The sequence below is a fragment of the Allorhizobium ampelinum S4 genome (assembly GCF_000016285.1).
Lineage (GTDB): Bacteria > Pseudomonadota > Alphaproteobacteria > Rhizobiales > Rhizobiaceae > Allorhizobium > Allorhizobium ampelinum.
Map to the genome: position 1 here is coordinate 17,853 of NC_011988.1, position 26,465 is coordinate 44,317.

Below are 26,465 nucleotides of genomic sequence, written 5' to 3' on the forward strand. Positions count from 1 at the left end.
GATCAGGCACTGAGCGCGAAGGAAAAATTGCGGGTGGCGCCGCCATCCAGGCTGTGGACATGAGTTTGAACGGTGAAGGCCGCGGAGAGATGGTCTGCGGTCAGGACATCGCGCGGACAGCCCTCGGCAATCATCTGCCCGTCCTTCAGAATTATTGCTCTTGTGGCAAAGCCTGCGGCAAGATTGATGTCATGCAGCGTCGTCACGATGGTAATGCCGAGACCGCGCAGCAGATCGAGAATTTCCAACTGGTTACGAATGTCGAGATGGTTGGATGGCTCATCCAGAATGAGCAATTGCGGATCTTGCGCCAGCGCCCTGGCGACGAGAACGCGTTGCTTTTCGCCGCCTGACAAAGTTGCAAAATCACGTCGCGCCAGATCGGTGACATGGAGGTGATCCATGGCATGCAGCGCTCTGGCTTTGTCGTCTCCGGTGCTTTGCGACCTTTTCCAGGCGCGTTTCTGCCAGGGAATTCGGCCCATCATGACGATATCTTCGACGGTAAAAGGGAAATCTGCTGGCATTTCCTGGACTACGACGGCGATCCGGCGGGCGACCGTCCGCGGATCGATTGTCCACACATCCTGCCCGTCCAGTAGCACCCTGCCCTCACCCGGGCGCACCGCACGATAAAGGCAGCGCAGCAGAGTTGTCTTACCCGCCCCATTCGGGCCGAGAATGGCCAGGCGCTCACCAGCGGTAAGCGTAAAATCGATATTTTTTATCAGCGATCGCGCGCCAGTTGGCCCATAGCTGAGCCCCCTCACCTCAAGCGAGGCACCATGACCGTCACAGCTCATGCAGGAGCCTGCATCCGTTGACCGGACATCAGGCGTGCCGCGCCTCGGGCCGGATCGTCTGAACAAGGAACGGATGGCCACGCCTCTCGGCGGACCTGAAGTCTTATCGCTGCCATCGGAACACCCCGTCCGTTGCGGTTGAACATCTAAATGGCAGGTCTCCTGGCTTGCGGGTCGCTGTTGGCCTGCGCCTTCCCGGCTTATCGCCAGTGGCATCGTGCAGGCCCACTCGCCGCTCACAGTTGCGGGGGCAGCCACGGTTTCGGTCCCTGTTGGGTAAGCCTCACCGTATTCCCTTTTCAGCCGCAGCCTTCTTTGCAAGGCCACAGCACCATTTGGATCTATCACTGACATGGGTTGCGGTTCCGCACAAGTCCGTTTTCAAACTATATCGATAGTGTGGTTTTGTTATAACGTTACATAAAATGGGTCAAGCTAAAGAATGTGGATTTGTTCGGTTGGCTTGGTGCCAAGCCGAACAAATCCGGACCAAGCTTTACGGTTTAAGGAGGCAGACCGTTGAAAGTGACCCTGGATACGGCCTCTTACTTACGGCCACCCATTTCCACGATTGGCGGTTCTGCGTCGGCGGGCAAGGGACTTTGATAGGGTTGGCCCTTGCGACGGGCGACCAGATCAGCACGTGCCGCTTCGCGTAACTGTTCGCTTTCGAAGGCGGCGCGGCCTGTGGCGGCCATGACCTTTGCCGCAGCCACCATGCCCTTGTGAGCCAGAGGGCTTTTCCCCTGCGTCACCAATTGCCAGGTGTGGAACGGTGTGCCGATGGCGCAGGTCGGCCCATCGGCCTGCACGGTTGGCACCACCCAGCTGACATCGCCGACATCGGTTGACCCGGTCAGCAGCGGCGTGCGGTCATGGGCGGGCAGAATGAAATCGGCAAGCGGGATATCGCGCTCCGGCAGGCCTTCAAAACGCCAGGGTGCCGACTTTTCTTCCGGCGTCAAGACGGCGCGGATTGTTTCGGCGAAAGCCCGGTCCGCCGCATCGAAGGGTGGTGGGCCGAGTTCTTCCCAGGCCTCCTGCATGGCCGCCATTAGCGGACCATTGGTCAGCACGTTGGAAACGGCGCTGATCACCTGTGTTTCCAGTCGGGTTTCGGTCATCAATGCCGCACCCTCGCCAATTTTCTTCACCCGTTCCACGAGGGTCTTCATGCCTTGTAGCTCAGGGGCGCGGATCAGATAGCGGACCTTGGCATAGGCCTGGACGACATTGGGTGAAATGCCACCCGCATCGAGAATAGCGGCGTGTACGCGGCAATCGGATGGCATGTGTTCGCGCATATAATTGACGCCGACACTCATCAGTTCCACCGCATCGAGAGCGCTCCGCCCCAGATCGGGGTTTGATCCGGCATGGGCCGCCCTCCCCCTGAAAGTGAAATCGACACGGGAATTGGCAAGCGAGGTGGTGCGCTGCACGCCCGCGAAGGAGTTTGGATGCCAACTGATGGCGATATCGACGCCTTCAAAGGCCCCTGCCCTGACCATGAAGGCCTTGGCGGCTCCACCCTCTTCGGCTGGGCAACCATAATAGCGCACACGTCCAGGCAAGTCCTTTTCTTTCAACCAGTCTTTCAGGGAAGCGGCGGCCAGGAGAGCCGCGGAGCCGAGTAGGTTGTGGCCGCAGCCATGGCCGTTGCCGCCTGCGGCAATCGGCTTATGTTCAGCGACGCCGGCTTCCTGGCTGAGCCCGGACAGGGCATCATATTCGCCGAGAAACGCTATGATAGGACCGCCCTCCCCTGCTTCGCCCATCACAGCTGTGGGTATGCCGGCCAATTGTTCGCTGACACGAAATCCCTCCGCCTTCAGCATGGCGACATGCTCGGCAACGGACGATTCTTCCATATAACAGGTTTCCGGCATGCCCCAGATCCGGTCGCTCAAGGCGATAAAGTCAGGCGTCTTGGTATCGACAATCGACCAAAGCGCGGCGGATGTATTGGGGGAAACGGTCATGGGGCACCTTTGACAATAAACACCCGCCAACCATAAAAGCTTGGCGCTCAGCGGCAAGCTTTTATCCGCTGTTTTACCAGGCAATTCGATCTTGTGATGGAAAGTTAGTCATCCGGAAGGCCTGCTCTTCTGCTTCAGGAGAGCGGTTCTGTGCGTGTGTCTGCCGCGCGGGCCTTGGCTGCCTGAAGAATGTCGCGAGTTTCTCGCGCCTTGGCAACCGCTTCTGAAAGCGCCCGGTTTGGAACAGCGCCAGGATCTTCCTGGCCGTCGCTAAGCTGGCTCTCCTGTTCGAGACTACGGATCAAATCCTTGAAGGCCTCAGGTCCTTGCAGGCTTGCTGTCAGGAGTGAAATCAGCAATTCGCGGTGGGCGTTGATACGCCCCCGCATGGTTTCCGGGGTTGCGTCCGTCATGAATGCAGGCTCCGAGCCGGCTTGGTCCGCGCCGGAGTACGGCGATGGGTGACCGCATTATAAAGAGCAGCATATTGTTCGGCGCTGCGCTCCCAGCTGTAATGCGCCCGCATGGCTTGAAGCTGCAACCGCCGCCAATGGCGGGGTACGGCATAGGCGTCCAACGCACGGCGAAGCGCGTGGCGCAGGCCGTCGGTGGTGATCTGGTCGAACTGGAAACCGGTCGCTGCCTTGGCAGACATTGCTGCGTCATTGGCATCGATAATGGTTTCCGCCAGCCCACCAGTGCGTGACACCACCGGTACGCAGCCGTAGCGCAGGGCATAAAGCTGGGTCAGGCCGCAGGGTTCGAAACGCGATGGCTGAATGATGGAATCGGCGCCACCGTGAATGCGATGCGCGGTTTCCTCGTCATAGCCGATCTTGACGGCCATCCGGCCAGGAAAGCGCTGTGCAGTCTCGATCAGCGCCTGTTCCAGCGCGCGATCCCCCTGACCGAGCACGATCAGCTTACCGCCGCCATCAATGATCTCGCTGGCGGCCTCTGCCAGCATATCCATGCCTTTTTGCCATGTAATACGGGTAATGGCGGCAAACAGTGGACCATCATCATTGTCCAGGCCAAACTGGTTTTGTAAGTCCACCTTGTTCAACCGTTTGAGGCCGATGGTTTTCTGATCAAAACGGGAGAACAGATGCGGATCGGTAGCCGGGTTCCAGATTTCCGGATCGATCCCGTTGACGATACCGCGCAGCTTGTCCTTGCGCTGCCTGAGAACGCCCTCAAGCCCCATGCCAAAGCGTGGCGAAAGGATTTCCCGGGCATAAGTCGGGCTGACGGCGGTGATCATGCTCGACGTCATCAGACCACCCTTCAGGTAGCTGATATCCCCATAATACTCCATGCAGTCCGTCGACATCACGCTTGGCGGCAGTCCGATGGAGGGCAGCAGGGCAGCATTGAACTGGCCCTGGAAGGCCAGATTGTGAATGGTCAAGACCACAGGCGTTGTGCAATCCATGTGCCGCAAATAGACGGAGGTCAGAGCAGTTTGCCAGTCATGAGTGTGAACGACATCGGGAACCCAGCCCGGCAGGCTGCCAGCGGCAATTTCGGCGGCGGCCAGAGACAGGACCGCAAATCGCTTCCAATTGTCGGCATGGTCAAGGCCGTTTTCGTCCACATAAGGGCCACCCGGACGGTCGAACAATTGCGGCGCATCGAGTATGAAAAGGTCGAGACCATGAATGCTTGCGGCATAGAGCGCGGCGGATTCGCCAAGAAGGTCTTCGAAAACCAACAGCGGCGGTTGGTCCCGGATCAATCTGCGGACATTGCTATAGCCTGGAATCAACGTCCGGGTGGCTACACCAAAACTGGCGAGCGCCTTTGGAAGAGCGCCCGTGACATCACCGAGACCACCAGTTTTAACGAGTGGAAAAATTTCCGAGGTTACGGAGAGCGATCGCAGACTCTGATCGATGACATTGCCTTTCTGCATGCGTTGCGGAAGGCAGCGGATTCCAGCCGCAGCGGTCGCCATGTCCTGCCGGTCTGAAAAAACAGGTGCCATCAGATTATCTTTCGCTTGCGTTTCGTCGCTGCGGCAGGCTTTGGATCTTGGGGCGCATCGGCCATCTCAGCTTCTGGACTTTGTCTGGTCTTGGCGGCCTGAGCCTTGGTCGTTGGAGCCTTAGCAGTTTGCGTTTTGGCGGCCTGGCTCGCGCGCTTGAGCGCGCCTGCCTTGGCCTTTTGCGCAGATTGCGAAAGTTCGTAAAATTCACGATGGGCCTGTTGCCAATGGGCATCGTCCTTCCCGTGTGGCTTGCCCTCTTCTTCCCAAAGGCTATAGGCTCGCTTTTCGATCCACTCTTTGTCGGATGGCTTCATCGTTTATCTCCCATTGACCACCCCTCTAACGTGAAATCGGCCGTTTCTGTTCCGCGAACGGCGGTCATTTAGTGAAATTTTCATCGCTGACTTACGGATAGGCAAAAGGGGATAAAGATAGCGTCCATCACCGCCCTTGGCAGACAAGGAATTATCGCTTTTTCAGGAACAATAACCCTTGCCCGTCTGTTTTCGACCTGAGCGTCACACACGAAGAGAAGACAGTGGGACAAAGGAGAAGACAATGGAATTGATTGGCACCTTGGTGCATCCTGAAAAGGGCGGACGGTCTGGATATAATGTCGAGTTTGTTTCCGACAGTGGAGATGTGGTCTCTGTCCAACTGAGACAGAGCGAAGAACGGTCTCTGACCCGCGAAAATGCGCCGGAAGCAGCCAGGTCGCTGCTGGAGGAAATCAGCACGAAAGAGGTTGTTGAAGGCGGTACACGCCACGCCGATCAAGCTCAGCGAGATGAGAGTGACCGTGATCTCAACGATGCGCTGGAAGATACGTTTCCTGCCAGTGATCCGGTGTCAATGGCAACGTCCAGCACGATTGGTGGGACGGGAAATAACGACAACTGATCATCGCATGATGGCGGTTGGCCAAAAGTTGACAGGTTGACATCTGTCAACGCCGACTGAGGGGCCGACTGAGGGCTTGTGCGCGCAAAGGTATGTGCGTCACTCGCGGGTTAGCAAAAAGAAGAATGGCCTGTCGAAATCACGATGCTCCATCAGTCCGAGACAGCGGCGGTCATCAATACGGCGAAAATGGTCAATGATCGGCTTTTCGTCATAGATCATCGCTGCACTGACAGTGCCGCCCAGTGCGACGGGCCTTAGTCTTGCTTTTGGCCGGCCCGAGGCAAAAAACCGCCCTAGGTTACGGACTGCCACCCTTCCCACGACGTTGTTGAACAGTCTAGGTGATGCCAGCAAAAGCCGCAGTGGAATGAAGAACGGGTTTAACGGATAGAAACCGAAACGGTCGCGCATGATAAGCGGATGACCTTCGTCGGCGGAGACAAAATTCTTGCCGTGCCAACCGAAAGGCGGCATCAGGCCATCTATAGGATGATTTGTCGCTAACTCCTGCCCGACCCACATGCCGATCATGTCATCGACTTCAAGGGCAGGCAGTTGGAGAAACCTGGCAATTGCTTCTTCGCCCGTTGTGCCATGCTGTTGCCATTGGGTCAGCCAGTCCGTATCTGCAAAAGCCTGTGTGGTCACGGCAATGTGTTCCCGCTTTCTAGAGTTTCCGGTCCGGCGCATTGCATGACGTTTTCCCTTGCCTCATGAGACTCCTGTCCGGGTGATGGTTCTGGACTTTTTGCTTGTTGCGCTTTCTATGCGGCAATTATGCGTTGCTGCTATCAACATCACTTCACGGCATTTGTTCCTCTTGGGGCTGTCACGCTGCGTTGAACCTGGGTGAGGTATTGTGTTTGCGAATATTTCAAGCCTTTGATCCCTTTGATCCGTCTTCAGAAAACGAGCCGGATGTATGACCGGATTTGTTTGAAACGCTGAAAAATGATGGCAGGTGTGCACCAGTGGGGTTTGCATCGTTGAGACGAATGGCCTACTCCCTAAGGCGTGAAATAGTTGACATATGACAAATGCCAAGAGGCGCCATTGCCCTCGCATTGTCAGTGAAGAATGGACGAGCGGCGATCATGACGCGGTTTTTACCCGATAAATTCACCCTGATGCTTGTGTGTACAGTGGCTCTAGCTTCGGTCTTGCCGATCAGCGGGCAGCCGGCCGTTTATTTCGGCTGGGCAACGAAAGTTGCGATTGCGGCGCTGTTTTTTCTGCATGGCGCCCGCCTGTCGCGCGATGTTGTGATTGCCGGGATGCTGCATTGGCGACTGCATCTGTCGATCCTGGCCGTGACCTTCGTGATCTTTCCTTTGCTCGGCCTCGGGCTGGGGTTTTTCGTGCAGGGCTTCCTGCCGTCCTCGCTTTATCTTGGCATTCTTTATATCTGCGTCCTGCCATCGACCGTCCAATCGTCGATTGCCTTTACCTCCATGGCAGGGGGCAATGTGCCCGCGGCGATCTGTTCAGCTTCGGCCTCTAATATTTTCGGGATGATCCTCACCCCCCTGCTCTGCGGGCTGCTGCTATCGGCCGGTGGCCATGGCGGTATTTCGCTCGACGCTGTCTTGCAAATCTTCGTGCAATTGCTGCTTCCGTTCATTGTGGGGCAGTTGCTGCAACCCTTTATCGGCAATTGGGTCAGGGCGCGCAAATCCTTGCTGTCGCCAATTGATCGTGGCTCGATCCTGATGGTGGTCTATGCCGCCTTCAGCGAGGCGGTCATCGAGGGGATCTGGAAGCATTTCTCGCTGGCCGATATTGGCGCGGTCGTCGTGGTCGATATCGTCTTGCTGGCATTGGCGCTGATCATCACCACCTTCGGCAGCCGGTTGCTCGGCTTTTCCAAGGAGGATGAAATCGCCATCACCTTCTGCGGCTCGAAGAAAAGCCTGGCCTCCGGCGTGCCGATGGCCAGCGCGATTTTTGCCGGGCAAAGCATTGGCGCCATCGTCATGCCGCTGATGCTGTTTCATCAGATCCAGCTGATGGCTTGCGCGGTGATTGCCCAGAAATATGCGGAAAAGCGCAAGCTGAAGGAAGCCGAAGTGGTAGTTGCTTCGGCCTGACGCCATTCTAATCAAGGCGAGGATGCTCGTGAATCCTCGCCTTGAAAGCACATTCAGGAAAAGGCAATCTGAGCTTTCATCGCCTTGCTCCGGTCGGATGCGATGGTGAAGGCTGAAAGCGCGTCTTCCAGAGGCACGGTGTGGGTAATCAGCGGTTTAACGTCGATCAGCCCTTTGCGCATCAGCTCCACCCCGACCGCAAATTCACTGTGGAAACGGAAGGAGCCGCGCAGGTCTAGTTCCTTTGCGGTAATGGCCATCATTGGCAAGGTCATATCGCCGCCAAGACCAAGCTGCATGATGACGCCGCGTGGGCGCATGGCGGAAATTCCGCCTGCTAGCGCCGAGGCAACGCCGGTGCATTCGTAAAGCACATCGAATGTGCCTTTCCCCACAGCGTATTCTGCAAGGCCGTCCGGCTGGGCTGCGGTGTTGATCACCCGGTCAGCACCGGCTGCCTTGGCCAGTGCCAGGGTAAAATCCGAGAGATCGGTTGCAACGATTTCTTTCGCTCCGGCTCCGCGAGCGGCAATGATCGACAAAACGCCAATCGGGCCGCAACCGGTGACCAGAACCCGCTTGCCGAGCATTTCACCGGCCCGCCGTGTCGCATGCAACGTCACGGCCAGCGGTTCGGCCATCGCCGCCTCCCCTGCTGTCAGTCCATCCGCTACCACGCATTGGCTGGCGTCAGCGACAAGGCTTTGCCGGAACGCACCCTGGATATGCGGAAAGGGCATGGCGCTGCCGTAAAACCGCATATTAATGCATTGATTGTGCAGGCCTTCCTGACAATATGCGCATTTGTGGCACGGGCGTGACGGTGAGACGGCGACGAGTTGGCCAATGTCCAGTCCTGTGACCCCTGCCCCCAATGTCTCGACATAGGCCGAGACTTCATGGCCAAGGATCATCGGTTGTTTCAGTCTGACCGCACCAAATCCGCCGTGATTGTAATAATGAAGGTCACTGCCGCAGATGCCGCCGGTGGCAAGCCGCAGTTTTACCTCGCCGTGACCGGGCTCGACCTCGTCGACCTCTTCGATGCGAACGTCTTTTGCCGCATGGGCAACAATGGCTTTCATGGATTTATCCTCATAGAACCGGGGTTGGCAGAGCCGAGCCAGCGAAATGTGCGGTCAGATTATCGCGGACCAACTGGCCCATGGCCTGGCGGGTCTCAATCGTGCCAGAGGCATGGTGGGGTTGGAGCAGGACGTTGTCCAGCGCCAGGAAACGTGGGTTTAGCTTGGGCTCACCTTCAAACACATCCAGCGCGGCGGAGCCCAGCCGTCCGGCTTCGAGCGCTTCCAACAAGGCTGCTTCATCGATATTCGAGGCGCGGGATATGTTGATCAGCATACCCTCCGGCCCTAACGCCTCGATCACATCGCGTCCGACGATATGTCGTGTATCGGCGGATGCGGCCAACGTAACGAACAGGAAGTCCGAGTTTCCTGCCAGTTCTACCGGATCGGCGACAAATGTCATGCCCTCGGCATAAGGCTTGGCTGCGACATCGCTGTAGGAAATTTGCATATCGAAGCCTTTGAGGCGCTTGGCCACCTCAAAGCCGATGCGGCCAAGGCCCAGCACCCCTGCCCGCCTGCCCCAGACCCGACGCTTCAGTGGATAAAGGCCCTTTGCAGCCCAACTGCCATCCTTCACCCAGGTCTCGGCGCCGATCATGCCGCGCGATTGGCACAGCATCATTGCGATGCCGAGGTCGGCGACGTCATTGGTCAACACATCGGGCGTATTGGTGACGCGGATGCCGCGGTCACGGCAGGCGGCGAGATCGACAGCGTCATAGCCGACCCCGTAGACCGAGATGATTTCCAACTTCGGGCAGGCGTCTATCATGGCGCGGTCAGCACCGAGTTCGCCCCTTGTGGCAATGCCTTGAATGCTTGGTCCGACGTGAGCAACGAAGGCGTTCTTGTCGGCTGCGTCAAAATAGCGGTGCACGGTGAACTGGTCGTTCAAAGGGCCTTCATCCCAGGCGGGATAGGGTCCGACCTGCAAAATCTCCGGCTTTGCCACTTTCTTTTCCTCTCCTTGATGAACCTGTTCTAAAAAACTTGACAGGAAATGTTATCGATAACATAAACAGGTTCAACAAATGTTGTCGAGATAAAAGTGGAGGATGCCATGTCGCTTGGTCTTTTCGATCTGACGGGTCGCCGCGCGTTGGTGACCGGGTCTTCGCAAGGCATTGGCTTTGCCCTGGCGCAAGGTTTGCGGGCAGCAGGCGCGACCGTGATCGTCAACGGACGCGATGAAGCTAAGCTTGCCGCCGCCGCCGCCCGGATCGGCGACGGCTGCGATAGTCTGGCTTTCGATGTCACCGACCATCAGGCGTCGCGGGATGCCGTCGATGGCTTCGAGGCCACCAAAGGGCCGATCGACATTCTCGTCAACAATGCCGGAATGCAGTTTCGCGGCCCGCTGGAAGAGTTTCCGGCAGATGCTTTCGAGCGGCTGCTGCGCACCAATATTTCCAGCGTCTTCAATGTCGGCCAGGCGGCGGCCCGGCATATGATCAAGCGCGGCGCTGGCAAGATCATCAATATCGCCAGTGTGCAGACGGCGCTGGCCCGGCCGTCGATTGCGCCGTATACAGCTACCAAAGGTGCGGTCGGCAATCTCACCAAGGGCATGGCGACCGACTGGGCCAAATATGGGCTGCAATGCAACGCCATCGCGCCCGGCTATTTTGATACGCCGCTGAATGCAGCGCTGGTTGCCGATCCTGATTTCTCGACGTGGCTGGAAAAGCGCACGCCAGCTGGCCGCTGGGGCAAGGTGGAGGAATTGGTGGGTGCTTGCATCTTCCTGGCGTCTGGAGCCTCATCCTTCGTCAATGGCCACGTGCTTTATGTCGATGGTGGCATCACGGCCTCACTCTAGGATGAATGCCGTGGTGAAATTTGTCCTCATGGGTGTGTCCGGATGCGGAAAATCCTCCGTTGGCGCTGCATTGGCGGCAAGGCTCAGTGCGGTCTATATCGACGGCGACGACCTGCATCCGCCGCAAAATATCGCCCGGATGCAGGCAGGCATTCCGCTTGGTGACGAGGATCGCTGGGCATGGCTGGATGCGGTCGGAACACGCCTTGCCGGGGGACAAGGCGTGACCATTATCGGGTGTTCGGCGTTGAAGCGGGCGTACCGCGACAGGATCAGGGAAAAGGCTTGTGGTTCTGTGCGTTTCATCCATCTGGCTGGCAGCCATGCCGTGATTGCCAGACGTGTCGCTGAGCGACCAGGGCATTTCATGCCCGCTTCGCTGCTCGACAGCCAATTTGCAGCGCTTGAACCGCCGGGGGCCGATGAACAGGCGGTGACCGTCGATATCGATCAGCCGCTTGACAGTCTGGTCGCGGCGATTGTTTCGGCCATAGGGGAGGAGTGATCATGACCAACACAGTGGCGCTGATCGGCGCGGGCGCCATGGGTGGCGCAATCGGCAGAAGGCTGGTTGAAACCGGCAACCAACTGACTGTCTTTGACCTCAATGCTGAAAAGGTGGCGGAGTTGACCGCGCTTGGCGCGACGTCTGCAAAGACAGCGGCGGAAGCTGCATCTCGCTCCGACTATGTTATTCTCAGCCTCAATGCGCCGCACATCATTCGGGCCGCCGTGTTCGGCAAGGACGGAGTGGCCGAAGGCGCAAAGCCCGGGACGTTGATTATCGACATGTCCTCCATCGACCCGGAGGCAACCCGGCAATTGGCCGGGGATGCGGCGCAAATGGGTTTGCGCTGGGTCGATAGCCCGCTTTCAGGCGGGGCACCCAAGGCGGCGATTGGTGAATTGACGTTGATGGCTGGCGGGACAGAGCAGGACGTGGCCGATGCCCATCAGGTTTTGCAGCACATCGCATCCAACTATACGCATATGGGTCCGGTGGGTGCCGGCCAAACCACCAAGCTGATCAACCAGGTGCTGTGTGGCTTAAATTTTCTGGCTGTGGCCGAGGCAACGCAGTTGGCGCTGGATGCTGGGGTTGATGCCGCGAAAATCCCGCAGGCATTGAAGGGCGGTCGGGCTGATAGCGCCATCCTCCAGGAATATATGCCGCGTTATGTCACTAAGGATTATCGCCGCACGGGCCGGATCGACAATATGGTCAAGGACCTGAACGGCGCGCAGGATTTGGCGCGACGAACCAATACGGCGATGCCGCTGACGGCAGTCTGTGCCGAAGTGCATCGGATGCTGACAGCGGCGGGCCTGGGTGGAGAAGATCAGGCTATGTTGATGGAATTTTTCACCGGAGCAAAAAGGGAGATCTCCTGATGATCACACGTTACGCCTTGTTTGAAGGTACGGTAAAGCCGGGGCAGACGGAGGCATTCCGCGCTGCTGTTCTCGAAACCATCTTGCCGAAATGGAAGCAGTTTCCGAAGGCGATTGACGTCAGAGTGTCGTTTGCCGAGGCCCGTGATGATGGCGCACCGGAATTTCCGATGATCCTGGCGATCAACTACCCGGATCTGGAGGCGGTCGAGGCGGCGCTGGCCAGCCCGGTTCGCGCCGAAGCTCGTGCGGCAACAGAAGCGGTGCTCTCGCAGTTTTTCGATGGACGCATCCACCATCACGTCACGCTTGCCAACGAATTTGCGCTCTGACGCGGCGCTCGTCGGGTCCCCTCCCCTGTTTGGGGTGGGTTTGCCGATGGGAAAAGCTTTTAGCTGGCTTTTACGCACCTTATAAACGCAGTGTAACGCGCTGATAACCATAACGGGGGCCATTGGGTGACTGATTTCCGCAAACCGCCAACCATGGCCGATATTGCCCGCGTCACGGGTGTGTCGCCGATGACGGTGTCGCGGGCCTTCAAGACCGATAGTCTGATCAGCAAGGAAACCCGCGATGCCATTCTGCAAGCGGCAGAAGATCTTGGCTATGTATTCGATTCCACTGCCTCCAATCTGAGATCGCAGCGCTCCGATTTTGTTGCGGTCACTATTCCATCGATCAATAATGCCAATTTCGCCGATACGGTCGGTGGTCTCTCGGAAACGCTTGCCACCCGGAAGATGCAAATCCTGCTTGGTTACACCAATTACGATATGCAAGAGGAAGAACGGCTGATCGAGCAATTGTTGCGTCGCAAGCCGCAGGCCATCGTCGTGACCGGCGGCAAGCATACGCCCCGCGCCCGCAAATTGCTGGCCAATGCCCATATTCCGGTGATCGAGACCTGGGATGTGCCGTCCGAGCCGATTGGCCACTATGTCGGCTTTTCCAATGCCGGTGCAGTTTGCGCCATGGTTGATCATTTCGTTGCTGTCGGTTATCGGCGACTGGCGTTCATTGGCGGGGATGTCGGTCGAGACACACGCGGTAGCGATCGCCGCAACGGGTTTATTGCCGCAATGACCCGACACGGGCTGGATGCATCCCGGTTGATCGCCGCCGGTCCGCCACCGATCTCGATGCGCGAAGGCGCGAATGCGATGACGCGGCTGCTGGAAACCCTGCCCGATACCGAAGCGGTGATTTGCGTATCTGACCTGTCGGCGTTCGGCGCTTTGACGGAATGTCAGCGGCGCGGCATCGCCGTGCCAGAGGGGATCGCCATTGCCGGGTTCGGCAATTATGAAATCGGCGCAATTTCCGTGCCGACGATTACCACCATCAATGCCTTTTCCCGCGACATCGGCGAAAAAGCAGCGCGGCTGATCCTGGATCTGCTGGACGGGCGGCCATTGGCCGGAAACATCACCATCACGCCTGAACTGATCCTACGTGACAGCAGTCTATAATGGTAAAGCCATGCGCCGGTGAAGGCGCATGGCAGGGTTATCAGCTCATTTGCCCCAGATTTTCTTATAGGCATCCCGATAGCCATTGTCGGGATCGAAGCTGTTTTTCGGTCCGCCATCGAATTCGACATTGTCGGCTGTCACCACATGCAGCGGCGACATATAGCCGGACCATTTTTCGCCATTGAGGGCGCGGTTCAACTCATCCACCAATTGCCAGCCTTGCAGGTTCAAGGGTTCGGCCACCGTCACCTTCTGGTACTGGCCAGCGCGGATGCGCTGATAGGCGGATTCGGAACCATCCCCTGCAGCGACATTGATCGGTGCATCGGTTCCCCCCTTCCCTGCCGAGGCCAGCGATGGTCCCATGAAATCGAAGTAGAGGTCGTTGATGGCCAATGTATGGGTCCAGCTGTCGCCGTATTTCTGCAACAGCGAGGTGGTCAGCTGTGGCATGCGCTGCGAGGTTTCAGCAATCGGCGTATCGACATAGGCCAGAACCTTGCCGCCCAGCCGCTCGATTTCGGCCTTCATCTTGTCAGCCTTGGCGATGGCGATGGCATAGGTGGAGTCGGTAAAGATGATAACGCCCGGCTTGCCTTTGGCATCGACATAGGCCCAGTTGGCGGCGGCCTTGGAGACTTCCATAGCGTCAGTGCTGATATTGGCGAACAGGCCGTTCTTTTCGTCCGGTCCGATGGTGGGACCGGCATGCCAGGCGACCAGCGGGATTTTATTGGCTTTCGCCTGTTCCAGCGCCGGTGCCTGTTCTACTGCATCGAAACCGTCGATGATGATGGCATCAGGCTTCAAGGCCATGGCCTGACCGAAAGCTGCGGTACGCCCACCGATCGAGCCTGCGCCATCCAGCACCTTGACCTGCCAGCCTATGGCCTTGGCGGCTTCCTCGACGCCATTGCTGACACCCAGAATGCCACCATTTTTCAGGTCACCAGCCAGAACAACAATGGTTTTTCCCGGCTGTGGTTTTGGGGCGCTTTTCGGTCCGTCCCAAGTCGTGACCTTGCTGGCATATTTATCGACCACCGCCTTGGCTTCTGCCATCGGATCGGCCCAGGCGTTGCCCGCCGTGAGCAGTATCAAGGCACCGGTTGCTTGCAGGATATGTCTGCGTTTCATGTCCATTCCTCCCTCTGGAAATTACTGACTTGATGCTGTTATTGTTGCTTAGGGTGAGGCGTGCTGGGTGCCGCCATGCGACCCGACAGGCTGCGCCGCCGTTGTGCGTAGCCAGCAATGCCGATGGCGACCAGCAGGGTGACGCCGTTAAACAATGGCTCGACATAGAAGGACCCGCCGATCTGCTGGATGCCCGCAATGCCGACGGCCAAAATAATCACGCCGATCATCGTACCCCAGACATTGACCCGACCGGGCTTGATGGTGGTGGAGCCAAGAAAAGCGCCAACCAGAGCTGGGAGCAGATATTCCAATCCGACGCTGGCCTGGCCGATCCGCAGCTTTGAGGCGAGCAGCACGCCCGCCACTGCGGCGAGTGTGCCTGACGTGACAAAGGCACCGATAACGAAGCGGCGAACGGGAATGCCGTTCAGCGCGGCGGCCTTTGGATTGGCGCCGATGGCGTAGACATAGCGGCCAAGCGGTGTGTATTCGAGCACCAGCCACATGATCACTGCCAGCACCAGAACATAGAAGCCGGTAATCGGCAGGCCGAAAACCATGGTGCCATTCAGGCTGTAAAAGCCTTGCGGCAACATGCCGACCACCTGACGTCCACCGGTATGCCAGAGCGCGATGGCGTAAAGCACTGTGCCGGTGCCAAGCGTGGCAATGAAACTATCGATCTTGGCGACTTCGACCAGAAGGCCATTGAGAAAGCCAGTAAAGGCACCGAGGGCAATGACGATCAGCACGGCCACCGGCCAAGGCAGGCCAAACATGGTTTGCAGGCTGATGGCCAGCACGTGCCACAGCACGATGCCATAACCAATGGTGAGGTCGATTCGTCCCGCTGCCATGGGGATCATGGCGGCTAGCGACAGGATGGCGATGATCGTTTTGTCGGAGATAATTGACCGTAGGTTCAGAACGGTTGGAAAAGTCTGCGGCAAGAGAATGGAAAACAACAGGATGAGCCCCACGGTCAATATGACGAGACCGTAAACTGGCAGCAGACGCTGGATTTTCTGCGCTGTGCTCATGCCGGAAAGCTCGGCTCGCGTCGGCTCCAGCGCGTTGGATTCGATGGATTGCATTGGTTCTCTCCCAGGTTCAGGCCGCGTCCGAGGCGGAGGCTGCGGCGATCACCGCTTCTGTTGTCAACTCTGGCCCGCTCAGCTCTCTCAAAATTTGGCCGCGAGAAAATACCAGCGCCCGCTGGCAGATATGGGCGATTTCTTCAAAATCGGTTGAAACCACTAGGACCGCCAATCCGCCTTCGACGGCCTCGGCGATCAGGCGATAGATATCGGCCTTGGCACCAACATCGACACCGGCAGTCGGATCTTCCGCCACCAATAGGCGCCGGCCTGTCGCCAGCCAGCGACCCACCACAACTTTTTGTTGGTTGCCGCCGGAAAGCGCTTCTATGGCAAGGCTCTGGTCGTTTGGCCGCAAGCCGACGCGCGCGCCAATCGCGTAGGCTTGCGCGGCTTCCTTGGCAGGGGTCAGAAAGGAAAGGAGACGGCGGCCTGAGGCGGCAGGATTAATGAAGGTGTTTTCTCGCAGGCTCAGGGACATGGCGACCGACTCTTCTGTTCTGTCGCGGGCAATCAATCCGACCCCACTGGCCATGGCTGTTGAGGGGTTGGTGAGATCGACAGGGCGACCGGAAATCGTAACGGTGCCAGAGGCGGGTTCTGCGCCGAACAGTGCGCGACCGACCAATTCGTGGCCTGCGCCGCGCAGTCCGACCAGTCCGAGCAATTCACCTTGCCGGATGTCGAAAGAGACCGGCCCTGCCCCGCGGCAGCCAAGATCTCTGACGGTGACGATGGCCGGTCCCGCCGGACTTGTGCTCTTGGTGAAGAGCTGGTCGGCCTTGCGCCCGACGATCATCCTAATCAGTTCGTCAGGTGTCGTCTGGGTTACGGGCTTTTCGCCAACCAATTGTCCGTCTCGAAGGACGGCGACGCGATCGGCGATACGGAAGATTTCATCCAGGCGGTGCGAGACATAAATCATCGCTACGCCGCGTTCCTTCAATGGGCGGATTGCTGCAAAGAGTTTTTCGACTTCATCAGCCGGTAAGCTGGCCGTCGGCTCATCCAGCACCAGCACGTCTGCTTCGACTGCCAGTGCGCGGGCAATTGCGACAAGTGATTTTTCTGTCCGTGTCAGGCTCTGGATACGTGTGGAGGGATCGAAGTTGCAGCCGACGAGAGCAAGGGCTTCGGCGGTCCGCTGTTCGGTTTGTTTCCAATTGATAAGGCGGTTGCGTAGTGAGTAGCCTTGGGCAAGGCCGACATTTTCGGCAACGGTCATCCATTCGATCAGGCCGAGATCTTGATGAATGAAGGCAACGGGCTGGCGCTGGTTTGGCTTTGGTGGCCGGTGATTATAGGTCTGTCCACGAAATCTGATTTCACCGGTGTCTGGCTTGTAAATACCTGCGAGGGTCTTGATCAGGGTTGATTTTCCAGCGCCGTTTTCGCCAAGCAGTGCCAGGATTTCACCGGGTCGCAGGTCGAGCGAGACATTTGACAGGGCGCGCGTTCCGCCGAAGGTTTTTGTGATCGCACAAAATTCCAGTAGTTTTTCGTCGACCATTGTTACTCCTCCCAAAGTCACAGAAACTTAGCGTATGTTATCGATAACATGTCGTCAAGTGTCCTTCTAAGAAGCACGTAAAGGTAGATTGCGAGTGGGAATTACTTTAAGTAGCAAAACTTTATTTACAACCTTGACGCTAGATGTAGAGGGTCATGGGCTAGGAGAAGTCGAGACCTGTTTTCCGAAGGGCAAGCTGAAGCAAGTGCTCCTTGGGATGCGATGCTTTAATTCAACAGCCATGAAAGCTTCGGTCTCTCTTCGTCACGAACCTTTGTGGCTGTTTTTCCGTCGTGCTTTGCTTTTACAGATTGTGCGCTGGGCTAGGAGATGCCGCTATAAGTGGGGTCGAGCCGATGGGCTTTGTGAGAGCTTTCGGTCTTGCGCGGTTCGTTTTCAACGGTGCTATGGGGAGAAAAAGGACGCCTTGATGTAGGTGAGCTTTGACATGAAGGTGATGTTGTCAGCTGGTTTCCAGCGTGTCGTCGCTGTGGGCGGGGGAGTGTTCATGTCTTGAATATTGGTGGGCATTTTTTGGTGGTCAGCGATAATCTAAATAGGCATGGGTCGTGCCTCTCTTGATTATTGTCGTCTTAATCGTTTGGGGTCGAACTCAGCGACCTGGTTTTTATCATAGCGGCTTTAACGTACTTTTCACGATGACGTTTGTGTTTAATGCGTGAGATGTTTCGATCTTGTTGTCGGTTTATTGGATGCGGCGTAACGGATGGGTTCCCCACTGCCCTGCCCTTCCCCGAGGTCTTGTTGGGCATGCATTGGAATATTATTGTTGGGTGCCTGTGATTTTGCAGCCTTTAAATTGTCTGGTTCTTGCTCGTTTGCTCGCTGGGTGTCTAAATTCATTGAGTTGAACGGTTCCTTTTAAGCAGGCTTTTATGCGGATGCTTGATCCCGTGGCTTAATGGTTCGCGTACTCAAATGTGCAGCTAAGGACTCGCGTATTCGGCGTGTTTCTATTGACCCGAGCTGAGATTTCGATCGTCTGAAAATCAGAGAAGGTCAGTCGATTTTTGTTTTGTGGAAGGCGCATTTTAAGGAGGCGTTTCTTGCGCTGTTGACAGCTGTCAACGTCAGAAAATGCGTTGCGTTGACAGCTGTCAACAGTGACTTTCTGTCTGCTGTAACGTCAGTAAGCGGGCTTCGACGCTGTAAAGAAGAGGGTGCTCTTGGAGAGTTCTATTCGAAAAGATGCAACGTCAAAAGCCGCCATTCACTCTAAGCGTTCCGCATCGTTTTGGGTGTATGGCCTGGGTGCGTGCACAAACTAAAAAATGGTGAGCGCACACAAAATTCACCACTTCTTTACTCCTGCCAGTGCATAACTCAGCCAAGCGCGAAATGTAGTGCGTACGCGCGGTTTTCTTCTGAGCAGAAGCAATTGGCTTTTACGCATCCAACAAGATGCCCCTGCCCTCCACGATAAAACATCCCTAGTTTTTTAAGGTCTGCCTCGACTTTGCCATGCGAATCGTGTCAGCGCACTGCTCCAATAAAAAAACAGGAGTGGGTCCATGGCTCGTTTCGATCATGAAGACCAACTGGCCGATATTATGCGGCAATTTTTCGAAGTGCGTGATGCAGCGCGTGCCTTACGGGTTCGTCTGGAAACCCAGCGGCGAGAGATGGGTGTGTCGGTCGCCGCGTTTTATGATCCTCGCAGCAATCCGGTCTATGCCGCAGATATTCTCCGTCATCTCGATTTGCGCCAAAGTCAGGCGAACCTTCTTGAGGCTGCCGAAAGGAAAGTCACGGGTCCGTCGTCAACGGAGAATGACGACGAGCAAAACGTGATGATTGGATCGCTTTTTTCACAGGACGATGAAAATCTCGGGACTAAAGAGTAATCCAGATTCGCCGAAAGAATCCGCTTGGGCCCAGCCATCTCAAGCCATATCATTACAATCCGCTTCCAGTTCCACGTGATTCAAGATGCAACAGGATGATGCGTGTGAAAACCGCATCATGCTGTAAGCGCATTCGGTCTGCGAAGAAGCCCTTATTCACTCTTATAACTGATAGCTGACCTGTACCCGCGTGATCGATTTTCTTCGTCCCTTATCATGGCATCTAAGATCTTGCTGCCGTAGTACCGGCAACAGGAGCCAATCAGGGTAGGGTGCTATAAAATCATTCTGCAGCTGTGACGGAGGGTTCATTTTAACCCCAAGGGACCAGAATCCCCCAATGCCATTCATAGGCTTCCAGTGCGCGGATAATTGATACCTTAAAAGTGGATCATGTTCGCGGCGCGATATAAACAACATGCTGCATCACTCAAGGTTCTACGTTTTTGCTCGTTCCCATGAGGTTAAATCTATTACGGAAAGGTAGGATTTTTTCTACCTTTGCCGTAACCTACATGAAAAGGCGTAGGCATATGTTTTTCGCCATTGCCTGGTGAAAAGCGAAAATGGGCTTTCCATCCGGTGCCAACCGTGGCATAATAGTCTTATAAAACGTTAGGACGCTAATTTTCGTAGATTTTGGTAATATCACTGACGAAAGCTAAAGCCCCCTTCCTTTTCATTGTCTCATTCGTGTAACGTAAATTCAATGCGTTACGTGATCGACTCATTGCCCTGGCAAAAGCTTGTTCTGCCGCTCGCAGCGGCAGGTGAAGCACTTGTGCGTCTGGATGAGCGCACTGCTCGTTCAGATGTCGGAAGCGGATTGCGTGAACGGCTGCATTATGCCGATGCCATTGCCTCCTTATGGGTGGATGGAGAATTGGTTCATATGGAAGATTTGGTCTTTCATGATGCCCGAATGGACACGCGCACGCCCACCCACGAACTGACCATTGCCCATCTAATTTTGCGAAGCCGTCGAGAGCTTGTTCAGCATGAGCCTTCCTGGGCGTTCAGCGCGTTGGGTTTGCTGCGACTACGCGGTCGTGGCAATTGGCTTTCGCAGGAGATGACGCTGCCTATGCCGCAGGCCATATCCGAGCCTGAGGAACCTGCTGCCGAAGGCAGCGTCGACGATGCCTTTGAGGCAGAATTGGATCGCTTCGATGCGGTTTTGAAGCGAAGTGAAACCGTACTCGACGATGTCGGCAAGATGCGGTTGCGACCGCGTGCGGAAGATCCGCAAGCTGTGGTATATGATCCGGACTGGAATGAAGAGGCGCGGCTTGCAGAGTGGCAGACCCTGCTAGGCGACGTTCAGGCGCTTCCTCCAGTGCTTGCCGCAGCCTGCCTGCTTGATGCCTGGCAGAGCCAGGAGGTCAGTGAGCATAGTCCCTGGCTTGGCCGTCTTTTGGCGGCAGCCTATCTGCAAAAAGCCGGAGTGGCGAAATTTCATCTTCCGGCACTATCGATCGGATTGCGGGCTGTACCGCGTGAACAGCGCCAATCTCCCAACCGCACCCAGCGTCTGATCGCCATTCTTGAGGCATTCGAAAAAGGCGCGCAATTGGGCTTGAAGGAACATGACCGGCTGATATTGGCCCGGGGCAATCTGGAGCGGCGGACTATTGGCAAGCGCGGTTCGTCAAAGCTACCCGACCTGATTGATCTCGTCTTGTCGCGTCCGCTCGTATCGGCGGGCCTTGTCGCCAAGTATCTGGAGATTACGCCGCAAGGAGCGCTTGGCCTGATCCGGCAATTGCCGCTGCGAGAATTGACCGGACGAGGGCGCTACCGTGCCTGGGGTATTCTGTAATTGTGCAGTGGAAAGCATATGCTGCAATGCAGCATATATAATACTACTAATCAGCTTTACAGCTCTCATATTTCTGCTTATGAATTTAAGCAGACGTCATGGAGGTGACGTTTTTTTGGGAGGACATCCATGAATAAGCTTTGCAAACTCGCGCTCAGCGTGAGCATGACCGCGCTTGCCTGCTCGTCAGCTGTCGCGGCCAATCTGACGGTTGGTTTCTCGCAGATCGGTTCGGAATCCGGTTGGCGCGCGGCGGAAACATCGGTTACCAAGATGGAAGCCGAAAAGCGCAAGATCACCTTGAAATTTGCCGATGCGCAGCAGAAGCAGGAAAACCAGATCAAGGCTATCCGTGGCTTTATTGCCCAGGGCGTCGATGCCATTCTCATCGCACCGGTTGTTGCGACGGGTTGGGAAGACGTGCTGAGCGAAGCCAAGGAAGCCAAGATCCCGGTGATCCTGCTGGACCGCGGTATTGATGCACCGAAGGATCTCTATCTGACATCCGTCGCCTCCGATCAGGTCAAGGAGGGCAAGGTTGCCGGCGATTGGCTGGTGAAGTCAGTCGGCGACAAGCCCTGCAAGGTCGTCGAACTTCAAGGCACCGTTGGCTCCACACCGGCCATCAACCGCAAGAAGGGCTTTGAAGAGGCGATCAAGGGGCATTCCAATATCTCAATCATCCGCAGCCAGACTGGCGATTTCACCCGCGCCAAGGGCAAGGAAGTGATGGAAGGTTTCCTGAAGGCGGAAAATGGCGGCAAGGACATTTGCGCCATGTATGCGCATAATGACGACATGGCAGTCGGTGGTATCCAGGCGATCAAGGATGCCGGTCTGAAGCCGGGCAAGGATATCAAAGTCGTCTCCATTGATGGCGTTCCGGATATCTTCCAGGCCATGGTGGCCGGTGAGGCCAATGCTTCCGTCGAACTGACCCCGAACATGGCCGGTCCGGCATTTGATGTTCTTGCTGCGTATCTGAAGGACGGCAAGCAGCCGGAAAAATTCATCATCACCGAGTCCAAGCTCTACACTCCCTCGGATGATCCGAAGGGCGAATATGAACGCCGCAAGGGCTTGGGCTACTGATATCCAAACCAGACCGCGTCCGGTTGCAGATATGCGCCGGGCGCGGATTGCCCTTTTATCGACAGGCATAGCCGGGTGAAACGATGACGATCAGCCAACAGGCGGTGCTGGCCGCGACGGCCATTACCAAGACATTCGGCGCCCATGTCGCCTTGCACACTATCGATATTGCCTTCCGCCCGGGTGAAGTCCATGCATTGCTGGGCGAAAATGGCGCGGGCAAATCGACACTGATCAAGATCCTGACCGGAGCTTATACGCCTGATGCCGGGACCGTTCTTGTCGATGGCGCGCCCATGAGTTTTTCCACCCCACAGCAAGCCCAGGCAGCCGGCATCGGTACCGTCTATCAGGAGGTCAATCTCCTGACGAATATGACGGTGGCCGATAATCTATTCATTGGTCGCCAGCCGCGTCGTTTCGGCCTGGTCGATCATCGCACCATGGAGCGTGAAGCGCGCCGCATTCTTTCCGGCTACGGATTGGATATCGACGTTCGCGCCGAATTGGCGACCTTTTCCGTCGCGGTACAGCAGATCATTGCCATCGCCCGGGCCGTCGAACTTTCCGGCAAGGTGCTGATCCTGGATGAGCCGACGGCTAGTCTCGACCGTTCCGAAGTGTTGAAGCTCTTCGAAATTGTCCGAGGTCTGAAGGCGAGGGGGCTTGCCATCGTCTTCATCACCCATTTCCTGGATCAGGTATTCGAGCTATGCGACCACGCCACCGTATTGCGAAACGGAAAGCTGGTCGGCAGCCAACCGATCGACACCCTCAACCGGACGACCCTGGTCAGGATGATGCTGGGCAAGGACTTGTCCCTGCATCACGATGCCGTCGCCGGGATTGAGGCGGAGGTTGGCGAAAGCCTCATGCAATTTACCGGCTACGGGCTTGACGGCAAGGTGCAGCCCTTCACGCTTACCATTCACAAGGGTGAGGTAATCGGCGTGGCCGGATTGCTCGGGTCCGGGCGCACGGAAATGGCCCGGCTGATGTTTGGCATCGACTCCGCCGACAAGGGCGAACTTACCTTGAATGGAGCGTCGTTCAAGATCCGCTCGCCGCGTCAGGCTATCGATCTGGGGTTTGGCTTCTGCCCGGAGGATCGCAAGGCTGACGGTATTTTCGGGGATCTCTCGGTTCGGGAAAACATTATCATCGCCATGCAGGCCAAGCTCGGCTGGTTGCGCACGCTGAGCTATGACGAGCAGATGGAAATCGCCGGGCAATTCATCGAGGCGCTGGACATTCGCACCGCGTCTGCCGAATTGCCGATCAAGCTTCTGTCTGGCGGCAACCAACAAAAGGCTATTCTGGCGCGCTGGCTGGCAACCGATCCTCGCTTCCTGATCCTTGATGAGCCGACCCGCGGTATCGATGTCGGAGCCCATGCGGAAATTGTCCGAATGATCAGCCGCCTGCGCGAGGATGGCCTGGCGCTGATCGTCATTTCGTCAGAACTGGACGAAGTCGTGAGCTATTCATCACGGATCGTCGTCATGCGGGACCGGGCCATGGTGGCCGAACTGCACGGCGCTGATATTGCCCCTGACGTTATCGTTCAGACAATTGCCGCCCAATCCAACACGCCTGCCCAGTCCGAAGGCGCATTCTCATGAAAATTCGCTCCATGTCGTCTTTCTTGAAGCCGCAATTTGCAGCGCTCATCGCCGTCCTGCTGTTGAACTGGATGGTGTTTCCCGGTTTCTTCGATATCGCCTGGCGCGATGGCCGGTTGTTCGGCAGCCTGATCGATGTGCTCAATCGTGGCGCACCGGTTGCCATTCTCGCCATCGGCATGACAGCCATCATTGCAACACGCGGTGTCGATCTTTCCGTCGGCGCGGTCATGGCGGTGGCGGGCGCCGTTGCCGCCACCTGCGCCGTCGCAGGCCAGCCCTTGGTGGTGACCTTGGCAGCAGCGCTTGCCGTGGCGCTCGCCTGCGGCATCTGGAACGGCCTGCTGGTTGCCTATCTCGGTATTCAGCCTTTTGTGGCGACGCTGGTGCTGATGGTGGCGGGCAGGGGGCTGGCGCAATTGGTCACATCCGGGTCGATTGTCACCTTCAGCGATCCGGCTCTTGTTTTCGTGGGAACAGGATCACTGCTTGGTTTCCCGATGCCGGTGGTGATTGCCCTGGTGCTGATGCTGTCCGCCCATACCTTCATGCGCCGCACCGCCATTGGACTGTTCATCGAGGCGATTGGCACCAATCTTTCGGCAGCGAATTACACAGGTCTTCGTAGCCGCGCGCTGATTCTTGCGGTTTATGCGTTTGGCGGTCTCTGCGCGGGTATCGCCGGCACCATCGCCGCTGCCGATATTCGCGGCGCCGATGCCAATAATGCCGGGCTGTGGCTGGAACTGGATGCCATTCTTGCGGTCGTTATCGGGGGCACGTCGCTTTTGGGCGGCCGATTTTCCATTCCGATGTCGGTTTTGGGCGCAGTGATCATCCAGGCGATGAATACCGGTATTCTGGTGTCCGGCCTGCCGCCGGAATTCAATCTCATCGTCAAGGCCAGCGTGATCATCATCATTCTGGTTCTGCAATCGGACCGCGTCAGCGAGCTGGTCAGTTTTTGGAAACACCGGCCAGCCGTCTTGCCCAAAAACACTCAGGTTAAAATCCAGGCTCCGGAGAAAACAGGATGAACCCGCGCTATCGGCCCCTTGCTGCCACGACCCTGATTTTCATCGTTGCCTATACCCTCTGTGTCATCAGCTATCCCGGCATGTTTTCAACCCGTGTCCTGGGTAATTTTCTGACGGATAATGCATTTCTGGGCATTGCTGCTGTTGGGGCGACCTTTGTCATCCTGTCGGGCGGCATCGATCTGTCCGTCGGTGCCGTCATTGGCTTGACAGGCGTTATCACCGCTCTGCTGATCAGCCATGTGGGGCTCGATCCGATTGTGGTCTTTCCGCTGGTGCTGGTACTTTCGGCCTGTTTCGGCGCGGTGATGGGGGCGGTTATCCATTTCCTGAAGGTGCCGCCCTTTATCGTCACCCTGGCGGGGATGTTTCTGGCACGGGGCATCGCCTCGGTTTTGACCCAGGACAGCATCCCTATCGATCATCCGATCTACCGTGCGATTTCGCAGGCCTATTTTCGCCTGCCGGGCGGAGGCCGGTTGAGCGCCATCGGTTTGTTGATGCTGGCGGCGTTTCTGGTCTGCGGCTTAATCGCCCACCGCACCCGGTTCGGCTCTTACGTCTATGCTATCGGCGGCAATCCGGTTTCGGCAGCGCTGATGGGGGTGCCCACCGGGCCGGTGACGATTGGCATCTATGCGCTTTCCGCCTTCCTGTCCGGTCTGGCCGGCATCGTCTATTCGCTTTATACCTCGGCAGGTTATCCTCTCGCTGCGGTTGGCATAGAGCTTGACGCCATCGCGGCGGTAGTGATAGGCGGCACATTGCTGACTGGAGGATATGGTTTCATCTTCGGCACCTTGATTGGCGTCATGCTGCAAGGGCTGGTGCAAACCTATATTGTTTTTGAAGGCACGCTTTCCAGTTGGTGGACGAAGATTGCCATCGGTGCTTTGCTGTTTATGTTCATTCTCTTGCAGAAGCTGGTATTTCATGCCGGAAGTGGACGGACGAGGACGAAAAAGGCGTCTGCATGATTGAACCAGGCAGCCTGCTTCGCTCCCTTTCCGGGCGGATCACGGCGCGCAATTTCCACTCTCACGTCATCAACGAAATCGGAGCGGGCGTCATTTCCGGGCGCTTTGCCGTTGGCTCCATCCTGCCCAATGATGCTGCTCTGATGGATGAATTCAGCGTCTCGCGCACTGTGCTACGAGAGGCTTTGAAAACGTTGGAGGCCAAGGGCCTGGTGGAAGCCCGACCCAAGGTTGGCACCAAGGTTGCCAAGAAAAGTCGCTGGAACCTCTATGATCGCCAGGTCTTGGCCTGGTGTCTCGAAACCCAGCCGGATGACGAGTTTTTGCGCGGGCTTGGCGAGGTACGGCGTTCTCTGGAGCCGCTGGCGGCTGGTGATGCTGCCCGCGATCATACCGGTGACCAGATCCGTCTGATGCATTACTGGCTGAGGCAGATGGAGCTTGCCCTGGATGAGCCGCAAAGCTTCAGCCTGGCCGATTTCGAGCTGCACAGGATCATCGCTGAGGCATCCAGCAATCCGTTCCTGCGGGCATTGCAGGGCGTGATCGAACTGTCCCATGCGCTCGCTTATTTGCCCGCCGTGCGCGACGGCAAGGTTTGCGAGCTCACAGCCGTGTTGCAAAGCCACCGCGTGCTCGTCACCGCCATTGAGCGCGGTCTTGCCGAAGAGGCAGCGGCAGCGATGATTGGCACCATCGAGCAGGACCACGCACGAATGTCGTAATCTATTTGCTCCAAGGCGGGTGTGATGGCATGCATTTTT

At 56.9% G+C, this 26,465-nt stretch carries 25 protein-coding genes and 1 riboswitch; of the genes, 14 read left to right on the forward strand and 11 right to left on the reverse strand.

Features of this window, described 5'->3' with window-relative positions; all coding sequences use genetic code 11:
* Positions 1 to 2 precede the first annotated feature (2 nt).
* The 5 genes from AVI_RS17485 to AVI_RS17505 form a co-directional block, all read right to left on the reverse strand.
* Entirely contained in the window at positions 3 to 803 is an 801-nt protein-coding gene (locus AVI_RS17485) for an ABC transporter ATP-binding protein (protein ID WP_041698405.1), read from the reverse strand.
* Between the two features lie 135 nt (positions 804 to 938).
* Positions 939 to 1,154: riboswitch (cobalamin riboswitch) on the reverse strand.
* Between the two features lie 194 nt (positions 1,155 to 1,348).
* A complete protein-coding gene (locus AVI_RS17490) occupies positions 1,349 to 2,785 on the reverse strand; it encodes an amidohydrolase (protein ID WP_012653463.1) in 1,437 nt (478 codons plus the stop codon).
* A 134-nt stretch (positions 2,786 to 2,919) separates the two neighbouring features.
* Positions 2,920 to 3,198 (reverse strand): hypothetical protein, encoded by a 279-nt coding sequence (locus tag AVI_RS17495; RefSeq protein WP_012653464.1) that lies wholly within the window; start codon positions 3,196 to 3,198, stop codon positions 2,920 to 2,922.
* Positions 3,195 to 4,670 carry a glycogen synthase GlgA gene (gene glgA / locus AVI_RS17500; RefSeq protein WP_049777378.1) on the reverse strand — a complete coding sequence of 492 codons (1,476 nt, stop codon included), beginning with the start codon at positions 4,668 to 4,670 and terminating at the stop codon, positions 3,195 to 3,197. Before glgA ends, AVI_RS17495 begins: the two co-directional genes overlap by 4 nt.
* Before the next feature lie 101 nt (positions 4,671 to 4,771).
* On the reverse strand, positions 4,772 to 5,089 hold the full coding sequence (locus tag AVI_RS17505; protein WP_012653466.1) for a DUF2934 domain-containing protein: 318 nt from the start codon (positions 5,087 to 5,089) through the stop codon (positions 4,772 to 4,774).
* Between the two features lie 244 nt (positions 5,090 to 5,333).
* On the opposite strand from AVI_RS17505, the gene AVI_RS17510 reads away from it, so the two are divergent.
* Positions 5,334 to 5,675: a hypothetical protein gene (locus AVI_RS17510; protein ID WP_012653467.1), complete on the forward strand. Its 342-nt coding sequence runs from the start codon at positions 5,334 to 5,336 to the stop codon at positions 5,673 to 5,675.
* A gap of 99 nt (positions 5,676 to 5,774) precedes the next feature.
* Here AVI_RS17510 and AVI_RS17515 read toward each other — a convergent pair whose 3' ends face one another.
* Complete coding sequence (locus AVI_RS17515; RefSeq protein WP_158212731.1) at positions 5,775 to 6,326, reverse strand: DUF4334 domain-containing protein; 552 nt, start codon at positions 6,324 to 6,326, stop codon at positions 5,775 to 5,777.
* A gap of 446 nt (positions 6,327 to 6,772) precedes the next feature.
* Between AVI_RS17515 and AVI_RS17520 the strand changes: the two genes are divergently transcribed.
* Positions 6,773 to 7,765, forward strand: a complete 993-nt coding sequence (locus AVI_RS17520; RefSeq protein ID WP_012653469.1) for a bile acid:sodium symporter family protein — start codon at positions 6,773 to 6,775, stop codon at positions 7,763 to 7,765.
* A gap of 53 nt (positions 7,766 to 7,818) precedes the next feature.
* Here the strand turns inward: AVI_RS17520 and AVI_RS17525 are convergent, their stop codons facing one another.
* Together AVI_RS17525 and AVI_RS17530 are read right to left on the reverse strand one after the other, a co-directional pair.
* Positions 7,819 to 8,850: an L-idonate 5-dehydrogenase gene (locus AVI_RS17525; protein WP_012653470.1), complete on the reverse strand. Its 1,032-nt coding sequence runs from the start codon at positions 8,848 to 8,850 to the stop codon at positions 7,819 to 7,821.
* Positions 8,851 to 8,860: 10 nt separating this feature from the next.
* Entirely contained in the window at positions 8,861 to 9,808 is a 948-nt protein-coding gene (locus tag AVI_RS17530) for a 2-hydroxyacid dehydrogenase (protein ID WP_012653471.1), read from the reverse strand.
* 108 nt (positions 9,809 to 9,916) lie between these two features.
* Between AVI_RS17530 and AVI_RS17535 the strand changes: the two genes are divergently transcribed.
* The 5 genes from AVI_RS17535 (at position 9,917) to AVI_RS17555 (ending at position 13,539) form a co-directional block, all read left to right on the forward strand.
* The gene (locus AVI_RS17535; RefSeq protein WP_012653472.1) at positions 9,917 to 10,675 is read left to right on the forward strand and encodes an SDR family oxidoreductase; all 759 of its coding nucleotides are present in this window, start codon (positions 9,917 to 9,919) and stop codon (positions 10,673 to 10,675) included.
* A gap of 1 nt (position 10,676) precedes the next feature.
* A complete protein-coding gene (locus AVI_RS17540; RefSeq protein WP_012653473.1) occupies positions 10,677 to 11,180 on the forward strand; it encodes a gluconokinase in 504 nt (167 codons plus the stop codon).
* A 2-nt stretch (positions 11,181 to 11,182) separates the two neighbouring features.
* Positions 11,183 to 12,067, forward strand: a complete 885-nt coding sequence (locus AVI_RS17545) for an NAD(P)-dependent oxidoreductase (protein WP_012653474.1) — start codon at positions 11,183 to 11,185, stop codon at positions 12,065 to 12,067.
* A complete protein-coding gene (locus AVI_RS17550) occupies positions 12,067 to 12,399 on the forward strand; it encodes a hypothetical protein (RefSeq protein WP_012653475.1) in 333 nt (110 codons plus the stop codon). Before AVI_RS17545 ends, AVI_RS17550 begins: the two co-directional genes overlap by 1 nt.
* Positions 12,400 to 12,552: 153 nt before the next feature.
* The gene (locus tag AVI_RS17555; protein WP_041698406.1) at positions 12,553 to 13,539 is read left to right on the forward strand and encodes a LacI family DNA-binding transcriptional regulator; all 987 of its coding nucleotides are present in this window, start codon (positions 12,553 to 12,555) and stop codon (positions 13,537 to 13,539) included.
* A gap of 45 nt (positions 13,540 to 13,584) precedes the next feature.
* On the opposite strand, the gene AVI_RS17560 is transcribed toward AVI_RS17555, so the two are convergent.
* The 3 genes from AVI_RS17560 to AVI_RS17570 are packed head-to-tail and all read right to left on the reverse strand — an operon-like array spanning position 13,585 to position 17,289.
* Positions 13,585 to 14,679 (reverse strand): ABC transporter substrate-binding protein, encoded by a 1,095-nt coding sequence (locus tag AVI_RS17560; protein WP_012653477.1) that lies wholly within the window; start codon positions 14,677 to 14,679, stop codon positions 13,585 to 13,587.
* A gap of 38 nt (positions 14,680 to 14,717) precedes the next feature.
* Positions 14,718 to 15,776: an ABC transporter permease gene (locus AVI_RS17565; protein WP_012653478.1), complete on the reverse strand. Its 1,059-nt coding sequence runs from the start codon at positions 15,774 to 15,776 to the stop codon at positions 14,718 to 14,720.
* A 16-nt stretch (positions 15,777 to 15,792) separates the two neighbouring features.
* Positions 15,793 to 17,289, reverse strand: a complete 1,497-nt coding sequence (locus AVI_RS17570; protein ID WP_012653479.1) for a sugar ABC transporter ATP-binding protein — start codon at positions 17,287 to 17,289, stop codon at positions 15,793 to 15,795.
* Between the two features lie 1,532 nt (positions 17,290 to 18,821).
* Between AVI_RS17570 and AVI_RS17575 the strand changes: the two genes are divergently transcribed.
* The 7 genes from AVI_RS17575 to AVI_RS17605 all read left to right on the forward strand — a co-directional run bounded on the left by AVI_RS17575 (position 18,822) and on the right by AVI_RS17605 (position 26,426).
* Positions 18,822 to 19,154 carry a hypothetical protein gene (locus tag AVI_RS17575; protein ID WP_012653480.1) on the forward strand — a complete coding sequence of 111 codons (333 nt, stop codon included), beginning with the start codon at positions 18,822 to 18,824 and terminating at the stop codon, positions 19,152 to 19,154.
* A 709-nt stretch (positions 19,155 to 19,863) separates the two neighbouring features.
* On the forward strand, positions 19,864 to 20,973 hold the full coding sequence (locus tag AVI_RS17580) for an RHE_PE00001 family protein (RefSeq protein WP_041698408.1): 1,110 nt from the start codon (positions 19,864 to 19,866) through the stop codon (positions 20,971 to 20,973).
* Between the two features lie 129 nt (positions 20,974 to 21,102).
* Positions 21,103 to 22,065, forward strand: coding sequence for a galactofuranose ABC transporter, galactofuranose-binding protein YtfQ (gene ytfQ / locus AVI_RS17585; RefSeq protein ID WP_012653482.1), 963 nt, complete (start codon positions 21,103 to 21,105; stop codon positions 22,063 to 22,065).
* A gap of 83 nt (positions 22,066 to 22,148) precedes the next feature.
* Positions 22,149 to 23,687 carry a sugar ABC transporter ATP-binding protein gene (locus tag AVI_RS17590; RefSeq protein WP_012653483.1) on the forward strand — a complete coding sequence of 513 codons (1,539 nt, stop codon included), beginning with the start codon at positions 22,149 to 22,151 and terminating at the stop codon, positions 23,685 to 23,687.
* Positions 23,684 to 24,724, forward strand: a complete 1,041-nt coding sequence (locus AVI_RS17595) for an ABC transporter permease (RefSeq protein ID WP_012653484.1) — start codon at positions 23,684 to 23,686, stop codon at positions 24,722 to 24,724. Before AVI_RS17590 ends, AVI_RS17595 begins: the two co-directional genes overlap by 4 nt.
* Positions 24,721 to 25,701: a galactofuranose ABC transporter, permease protein YjfF gene (gene yjfF / locus AVI_RS17600; RefSeq protein WP_012653485.1), complete on the forward strand. Its 981-nt coding sequence runs from the start codon at positions 24,721 to 24,723 to the stop codon at positions 25,699 to 25,701. The genes AVI_RS17595 and yjfF overlap by 4 nt, the downstream gene beginning before the upstream one ends.
* Entirely contained in the window at positions 25,698 to 26,426 is a 729-nt protein-coding gene (locus AVI_RS17605) for a FadR/GntR family transcriptional regulator (RefSeq protein ID WP_012653486.1), read from the forward strand. The genes yjfF and AVI_RS17605 overlap by 4 nt, the downstream gene beginning before the upstream one ends.
* Positions 26,427 to 26,465 lie beyond the last annotated feature (39 nt).